This is a genomic window from Pseudomonas sp. GM48, assembly GCF_000282335.1.
In the GTDB taxonomy this organism is placed as follows: Bacteria; Pseudomonadota; Gammaproteobacteria; order Pseudomonadales; family Pseudomonadaceae; genus Aquipseudomonas.
This window is the reverse complement of the sequence record NZ_AKJM01000199.1, coordinates 1-7,142: the sequence shown is the minus strand read 5'-3', so window position 1 is coordinate 7,142 and position 7,142 is coordinate 1. Positions and strand designations below refer to the sequence as shown.

Here is a 7,142-nt window from a genome sequence, read left to right as displayed (position 1 = left end):
TGTCGCGGCTGAAATTGCTTAAATGACTGGCATTAACCTTGGGGCGCTTTTTTCATTTCTGACGGTTTATTGCTCGGCGTTGCGCCTGTGTCGGTAGTCGCTGACGGCTTCATACACGGCTTTGCGCAGGCGATTGATACCGCCGATGGGGCGGTGTGCTTCGATACCGAACCAGGGATTGAATGACTGGTTGTCGCATTGCAGGTTCAGTTCCGGTGTATCGAAGTCCTGCGCCGGCACATTGATCCGTGCCACGGTCTCGAAGGGCGCATCGCTCTCGCGCCACTCAATGCTGGTGTCTTCAATCGGCATGTACTTGTTGGCGTCCTGCCGCTGGATTTGCAAAACGAAACACGCGGGTACCCGGTCAGTCGACAGCTGCTGGTTCAGCGCATTGCGCAGGAAGTTCGGCAACTTGCGATTCTGTTCGGGCAGGTTGTAGGTCGGGCAGCTTGCCGGATCGGGCATGATCCGGAACTTCGCATTGGCTTCACCGAACTTGTAGGGCGAAACCGAAAAGTAAGTCGCCTGGGTCGGGCTCGACGGGGCAGGGGACAGCGTCGCCAGGGCAATAAACAGGTGGCGAACCTGCCAGGTGCGTGGATCCCGGCCAGGGAAGAAAGCCATCATCTTTTTACCGTCGGCCTGGGCGGCGACGTTCTGACGGTATTCGGCGACATTACTCACAAAGAAGTTCGGGTGACTGAACATTACGAAATCCTGTTCGCCTCGGCCTGGCTGATCGCTCAGCAGTGGCTTGCCAGGCACATCGAACAGTTTGATCGCCATACCCCGGGCATCGCGGATGCTATCGAACTGCGGGTAGGCATTGCCGTTGGACAGGCGCATCGTCGCTTGCCAGGTTTTGCCCGGCTCGCTGAACACGCCCTGACGCAGTTCGCCTGGTAATTCCGGCAGCACCTGAACCTCGGCCTTCACACAGCCGTGGGCCTTGGCATGGGCGTCGCGCAGGTAGCGGGTGCTTTCGCGGTGCTGATCGACGATGCGTACGGCGGTCTGAATGATGTCCTGGGTCATCGCGGCTTCAGCGTCCGGAATCAACTCCTGTGCCGAGACCGGTCCACGATGCTGCCAGGCAAACCAGGCGTTGGCCAATGCCCAGCCAAGCACTCCGAGACCCAGCAACCACAACAACAGTTTGCCGAGGAAGGCGCCCAGGCGCAGCCAGAGAGTTATCAGCATGGACACGTCCTTTTGACTGAGGCTGTGGTCATGGCAATTGCCCTTCCAGCGGTCCGCCCAACACTTTCAGATACTCCAGAAGTGCCCAGCGTTCTTCCGGCTGCAACCCGCGGCCGATCACGCCATTCCCGAGTTTGCCGGCACGGAATTCATGACCACTGTTGTGGTTGCCGGTGATTCGCGTGTCGAACAGAAAACCATTGGTAATGGCTTCGGTGCGGTAGCCGAGGTGTTCCGGGTCGTATTCGAAAGTGCCTTTGTAGAACGTGGTCGCACGCTCATCCTGAGGCGACAGCAATTGATAAATGCTCGGTACCGAACCGTTGTGCAGAAATGGCGCTGTCGCCCATATACCCGCCAATGGCCTGGCCTTGTATGAGCGCAATTCGCGCACACCGATCGGCAGTCCGAAACCGTCCATTTCAGGACGTTCGGCAGGGGTAATGTTGGCGTCTCGATACGCGCGGTCCCGGACAAATGCCGTGACATAGGCCAGCCCCTTGGCCACGGACATCTTGCTCAGGTCCAGTGGCTCGGTGGGTTTTGGCTCTACATCAAGTTTTTCCAGTTCCGCCTGCTTCCATTGCAACGCAGTAAGGTCGAAGCGGTGGTCGGCGATGTTGTTGGCCGCACCGGGGTCTGTGCCGATGTAATCCACCGGGACCATTTTCAGGTGCTGGACATATCGCCCCTCGCCCTGGCTGGTACTCGGTACATGACAACCCGCGCAGTTTTCGGCGAACAAGACGCGACCCTTTGCTGCCAGAGGTTTGTTGACCGCGCCTAACAGATCTTCCGGCCAGGCCGGTGGCGCGAGCCGTTGCAGGGTTTCTTCGATCAGGTGCAGATCGCGCACGCGTACGCTGGAAGGGTAGCGGGCATCGCCCGTCAGTGGCTGGCCGTTCGTGTCGAAGAAGTTCAGCGTGGCACCGACGCCCAGCGCCTCGCCGATGTTGCGGGCCATCGGTTGTTTCGCCGAGCCGTTCCACTGCACCCATTCGAATGTCCACATGCCCCACAACTGCGGATAATCGACCGGGGCATTGGCCACGCGATAGTTGTCGGGGGAAATCGCATCACCGAAGCTGGCGTTGGCGATGCGCCCGAAGGCGTCTGTGCGCCCCGGGCCTTCCTCGGTCGGATAGAGCCCGCGGTGGGTGTCGTTCCAGGCCACTTTGAGGAACGTATCCAGTGAAGATTTGAATTCATTGCGCAGTTGATTGTGGCGCGTCTCGTAGTCCTGCCCCAGCACGTTGCGTGCGAAACGTTCGAATTTCCATGGGTTGTAGTAGGTCGAGACCAGGCTGGCCACCAGCGCTTGTCCGAAACTGCCCCCTTTGAGTGTAGGAACGCTGGACGGCAGCACATGCTGCGCTGAGCCGCCGTCGATACGCACGGCTTGGCCCTTGAAACGCAATTCACCGGTATGGCAAGCCGCGCAGGTGATATCCAGAAACTTGTCCGGGCTCCCTGCATTTTGGTGTTGGGTAAAGCCTGCCGGGAGGTTGCCGGGGTTATTCGGTGTCGGTTTCTGGCCGGGGTCCACCAGAAAACCGAAGCGGGCAAGGTACTCGGGAGTGGCGAAGCGTTGCTGCGAGAAGGGCAGTTCGAGGGCGGTGAACCAGTCGTAGCGCAAGCCTTTGACCTGAGTGCCCTGGGGTGTGAAGTAATAAGTCTCTCGGTCGGCAGCGCTCCATTGCTCCAGGTAATGCACCTGTTGTGCAGGCGACCAGGTCGGCAATTTCGGGTTGGCGACGTAGTAAAGAACCACGGCCAAGACCAGCCCGAGCAGTACTGCGATAAGAACCAGCAAGCGAAAGAAGAGGCGCAAGATAAACATCCGTGTCGAATTATCATGCCGTTATGCCCGAGTGCCGCAGGTGCGGCAAGAGGCCATTACGTCAAATGTTGCAGGTTCCGAGTCAGCCACCTTCGGAGCAAGATGAAAGAAGCTTCATCAGCCGAATTGTGAAATGCGTTTAAACACCTGAACTTATCAATCGTTTCCAGCTCTTATGCCGGTAGCCATTGGTCGTGGCGGCCTGATAAGCTCGCGGCTTTACTCGATTGCCCTTTAGGCGCATGAACAAGGAAATAGCATGAAACAGCATCGGTTGGCGGCGGCGGTGGCCCTGGTTAGCCTGGTACTCGCGGGTTGTGATTCGCAGACCAGCGTAGAGCTGAAAACTCCGGCGCAAAAAGCTTCCTACGGTATCGGCCTGAACATGGGCAAGAGCCTGGCTCAGGAAGGCATGGATGACCTGGACTCCAAAGCTGTAGCCCAGGGCATCGAAGACGCCGTCGGCAAGAAAGAGCAGAAGCTCAAAGACGAAGAATTGGTTGAGGCGTTCGCCGCACTGCAAAAGCGTGCCGAAGAACGCATGGCCAAGATGAGTGAAGAGTCGGCCGCTGCCGGCAAGAAATTCCTCGAAGAAAACGGTAAGAAAACCGGCGTGACCACCACCGCTTCCGGCTTGCAGTACGAAGTCGTGAAGAAAGCCGATGGCGCTCAGCCAAAGCCGACTGACGTAGTGACCGTCCACTACACCGGCAAGCTGACCAACGGCACTGTATTCGACAGCTCCGTCGAGCGCGGCAGCCCGATCGATCTGCCGGTCAGCGGTGTGATCCCGGGTTGGGTCGAAGGTCTGCAACTGATGCACGTTGGCGAGAAGTACAAACTGTACATCCCTGCTGATCTGGCCTACGGCGCGCAAAGCCCAAGCCCGGCGATTCCGGCCAACTCGGTACTGGTATTCGACCTGGAACTGCTGGCCATCAAGGATCCGGCAAAAGAAGACGCCGCTGCCAAGTAACCAGCGCGTGTTTCACCGACAACGCCTCGCTTATGCGGGGCGTTGTTGCATCTGGCGTCAGGCACGGGTAAACAAAACGAACAGACGCTCTAGGCCGGAGTCTTAGGCATAGTAAGCGTTGGCGCTAGACGCACCAGGCAGCCAAGTCAATGAAATTATGGGTTTTTTTTGATGAGTAAAAAACGCCCGATCTGAACGGAGGCCTTGTAAAACGGGGCTTGCAGCGATGAAATGCAGCTCTGTTCACAAGGTTATCCACAATTTGTGTGGATAACATTTCAACGGGAGGAATGATGAAAGCACCCTGGAATTTCGCTCGTTTCCTGCCACTGGCCGGACGCCTGCTGGCACGTGGCCGACTGCCAACCCTGCTGTTCGCTGTCGCCAGCAAGGGCGCGAGCCAGGGCAATCGACTGGGCAAGCTCAAGGATGACTTGCGCCTGTTGCAGGCACTCTGCCTGGCCTATTGGCGCGGTGAGTATCGAGCCATCAGCCCCAAGGCGCTGGTTTCGGTTGTCGCGGGCCTGATGTACTTCCTCAGTCCGGTGGATGCGATCCCGGACTTCATTCCTTTGTTTGGCATGCTCGATGACATCGCCGTACTCGCATGGCTGATGAAAGTTCTCGACGACGAACTCAATGCCTTCCGCGCCTGGCGCAAACGGCAAGTGCCGGAGAAGCTCGCGGTGGTCGAGCGCCTGCCTGATACCCCCGAGCAACTTCAGCTTCAAGGCCCGAAAAAACACTGAGTCGATTTCGACGTGTTCACAGATTGATGCCCCCCGCGACCTTGGCCGCTGTTAGGATTACACTTCTAGGGAAAAGTGCCGACTCGCTAAGTGTTGTTGTCCTACGGGGTAGTCATGGATATTCAGATAATTACACGCGAAGGCGAGCCCGAATATGCGGTTCTGCCATGGGCTCAGTATCAGGCGTTACTGAAAGCAGCAGGTATCAAGGAGCAAGCGTCGCCTGACGCCACGAAGCTTCAGGCGGCAACACCAGACGCGATTCTTCCGGGTCTGGATCAACTACGCAGTTTGCGCGAAGAAAAGGGCATCGCCATCGAGGCGCTGGCCCGCACGGTAGGCATCAGCCCGTCTTACCTGGCCATGATCGAAAGTGGCGAGCGTCTGCCCGACGCCGCGATTCGTCGCAGCCTGGCCTGGGAATTGACGGTGCCAGGGTGGAGGGGTGAATCGTGAGCGTACGCATCAGTCGTCAACATTGGGACGGATTGCTGGGCGAACTGGATCAGGCGCGTCGTCAGCGCCATCTCCTGACTTATCGGGCATTACTGGAACGTTTGCAGTTGCCGACGCCGGCCATGCAAACCCTGACGGCGGCCCTTGAGCATCTGGCGGCACTGGATGCCAGGGCGGAGCAGCCATTGCGCAGTTCACTGGTGATCAGTCAGGGCGCCAGCCGCTTGCCGCGCACCGGATTTTTTGAATGTGTCGAGCGCCTCGGGCGTTTTTCCGGACCGTCGGACGGCGTTGCCGCCGCGTCCTGGCATGCTTCGGAAGTAGTCCGGGTGTTCGAGTACGAATACCCGGAATCGGCCGAGGCCTGAGTGTTTCTGCGACTCAAGGCGCGGGTCGGCTACTGGCTCGCGCGCAGGCTGTTTCACTGGTCGTGGTTTGTTCGTCAGCCACGGGGCTGGCACTGGCTCGAAGGCCAGTTCGCACGCATGGCCAATCTGGGCGATGTCGGCGCCCAGAGCTTCTATGGGCACATCCTGACGTTTCGCGGCGTCGGCCTTGGTGCTCGTGAGGAGGGCGTGCGTCTGTTGCGCCTGGCAGCGCTGGCAGGCGATGGCAAGGCGGCGTATCAGATTGGCGTGATCAGTTTGGCCGGGGCGCCGGGCAAGGCACCGGATCCGATTGAAGCGGCGCGGTTTTGGGGGATTGCGGCACAGGCCGGGCATCCGTTGGCGCCGATCAAGCTCAAAGAGTTGGCATCCCGCCGTTCTATGTAATCAACAGACATTTCCGACTGGCGTGAGGGCGATCCTTACGCCCCGTTTTCGCTTTAGCGAATTGCCCTACACCAACATCATCCTTTCCTGACTTCTTTCCTCGCGGATCCTCCGCAAAGTCCCTCGCGCCAATTTTCCTGCGCGAGGGAGTGTTCATGCTTGATCCGGTTTTTCATGCTGCTTCCCGCTTTTCGGTGCGCTGATGGATCAGATTGCCCGCATCGAGCAGGAGCTCGACCATTTCCCTCACACCCTGAGCCTGTACCGCGAACAGCTCGGCCGCTTCCTCAACCGCCGCGCCGATCAGGTCAGCCACGCCCTGGACCTGCCGTCGCTGATGGGCATGGAGCGGCTGATCAAGCTCGGTGATACCAGCAAGGTCGTCAGCAGCGGCGACGATGATTTCTTCTCGACGGTGGCGCAGTGCCCGGCCAACGGGATTCTGCTGATCGAGAGCCAGTTCGAGTCGGTGTACGACATTCCGCTGGGCAACATTCAGGTCGAGGTGGTGGCGCAGGAGGGTGGAGAAAGGAAGTCGGTCCCCCTGGATGAATTTGGCAAGGGCGAGTTCAGAGGCACGCCGGGCAAGTCCTATCGGGTGCACGTGCAGAGCGCCGTCACCCCGGAGCAGCTGGGTGCACTGTTCAAATCCTATGACGGGCTGAGCGGGCAGCTGGAGGCCTGGCTGCGTGGGGAGTGGCAAGGCTTCAAACCCCGGTGGCCGCAGTCGACCGCGGCGGCGGTCGGCAACGGGTTGCTCGCCGGCAGCTGGGCGGCGCTGGTCGGGGTGTGGGACCGCGTCGGTGAACTGTCGGCGATCCTGCAGGACCCGCGCCGGTTCGCCGAGAAGTTGGGCAGCGGCGCTGACGAGCTGGCCAGACTGGCGGAGCAAACCCCCGAGGCGATGGCCCGCCTGCAACTGCTGGCCAGTGACGAGGCGGTGCTGTGCCTGCTGTTGCGCACCGCCAGTCTGTGGCTGGAGATGCTGCCACCGAGTGTCATCGCCGGCGCCACCGCCGAGACGCTGTCGAGATTTGCCGTGGAGTTGCTGCTCGACCTGCTGATCGGCCTCATCCTGACGTTCGCCGCGGCCGGGGCGGGCATCGCTTATTTGTCGATGCGCTTGGCGCGGCATGGCGCGCAAT

At 59.6% G+C, this 7,142-nt stretch carries 7 protein-coding genes and 1 pseudogene; 6 read left to right on the top strand and 2 right to left on the bottom strand.

The annotated features are described in order from the left end of the window. Positions 1 to 66: 66 nt before the first annotated feature. Both PMI28_RS00015 and PMI28_RS00020 read right to left on the bottom strand, forming a co-directional pair. Positions 67 to 1,203 carry a catalase family protein gene (locus PMI28_RS00015; RefSeq protein ID WP_007992999.1) on the bottom strand — a complete coding sequence of 379 codons (1,137 nt, stop codon included), beginning with the start codon at positions 1,201 to 1,203 and terminating at the stop codon, positions 67 to 69. A 28-nt stretch (positions 1,204 to 1,231) separates the two neighbouring features. Beyond that, a complete protein-coding gene (locus PMI28_RS00020) occupies positions 1,232 to 3,034 on the bottom strand; it encodes a di-heme-cytochrome C peroxidase (protein WP_033063644.1) in 1,803 nt (600 codons plus the stop codon). 268 nt (positions 3,035 to 3,302) lie between these two features. On the opposite strand from PMI28_RS00020, the gene PMI28_RS00025 reads away from it, so the two are divergent. The 6 genes and pseudogenes from PMI28_RS00025 to PMI28_RS00050 form a co-directional block, all read left to right on the top strand. After that, positions 3,303 to 4,019 carry an FKBP-type peptidyl-prolyl cis-trans isomerase gene (locus PMI28_RS00025; RefSeq protein WP_007992997.1) on the top strand — a complete coding sequence of 239 codons (717 nt, stop codon included), beginning with the start codon at positions 3,303 to 3,305 and terminating at the stop codon, positions 4,017 to 4,019. Between the two features lie 293 nt (positions 4,020 to 4,312). After that, positions 4,313 to 4,768 carry a YkvA family protein gene (locus PMI28_RS00030; RefSeq protein ID WP_007992994.1) on the top strand — a complete coding sequence of 152 codons (456 nt, stop codon included), beginning with the start codon at positions 4,313 to 4,315 and terminating at the stop codon, positions 4,766 to 4,768. A 114-nt stretch (positions 4,769 to 4,882) separates the two neighbouring features. Next, on the top strand, positions 4,883 to 5,224 hold the full coding sequence (locus PMI28_RS00035) for a helix-turn-helix domain-containing protein (protein WP_007992993.1): 342 nt from the start codon (positions 4,883 to 4,885) through the stop codon (positions 5,222 to 5,224). Further along, the gene (locus tag PMI28_RS00040) at positions 5,221 to 5,592 is read left to right on the top strand and encodes a hypothetical protein (RefSeq protein ID WP_007898892.1); all 372 of its coding nucleotides are present in this window, start codon (positions 5,221 to 5,223) and stop codon (positions 5,590 to 5,592) included. The genes PMI28_RS00035 and PMI28_RS00040 overlap by 4 nt, the downstream gene beginning before the upstream one ends. Continuing rightward, positions 5,593 to 5,997 carry a sel1 repeat family protein gene (locus tag PMI28_RS00045; protein ID WP_007992991.1) on the top strand — a complete coding sequence of 135 codons (405 nt, stop codon included), beginning with the start codon at positions 5,593 to 5,595 and terminating at the stop codon, positions 5,995 to 5,997. Between the two features lie 202 nt (positions 5,998 to 6,199). Next, positions 6,200 to 7,142: pseudogene (locus PMI28_RS00050) on the top strand (type IV secretion protein Rhs); the annotation flags it as partial.

Bases quoted from the DNA above. Each gene is read 5' to 3' on its own strand.
- PMI28_RS00015 (WP_007992999.1), bottom strand. From the start codon at position 1,203: ATGCTGATAACTCTCTGGCTGCGCCTGGGCGCCTTCCTCGGCAAACTG.
- PMI28_RS00025 (WP_007992997.1), top strand. From the start codon at position 3,303: ATGAAACAGCATCGGTTGGCGGCGGCGGTGGCCCTGGTTAGCCTGGTA.
- PMI28_RS00030 (WP_007992994.1), top strand. From the start codon at position 4,313: ATGAAAGCACCCTGGAATTTCGCTCGTTTCCTGCCACTGGCCGGACGC.
- PMI28_RS00035 (WP_007992993.1), top strand. From the start codon at position 4,883: ATGGATATTCAGATAATTACACGCGAAGGCGAGCCCGAATATGCGGTT.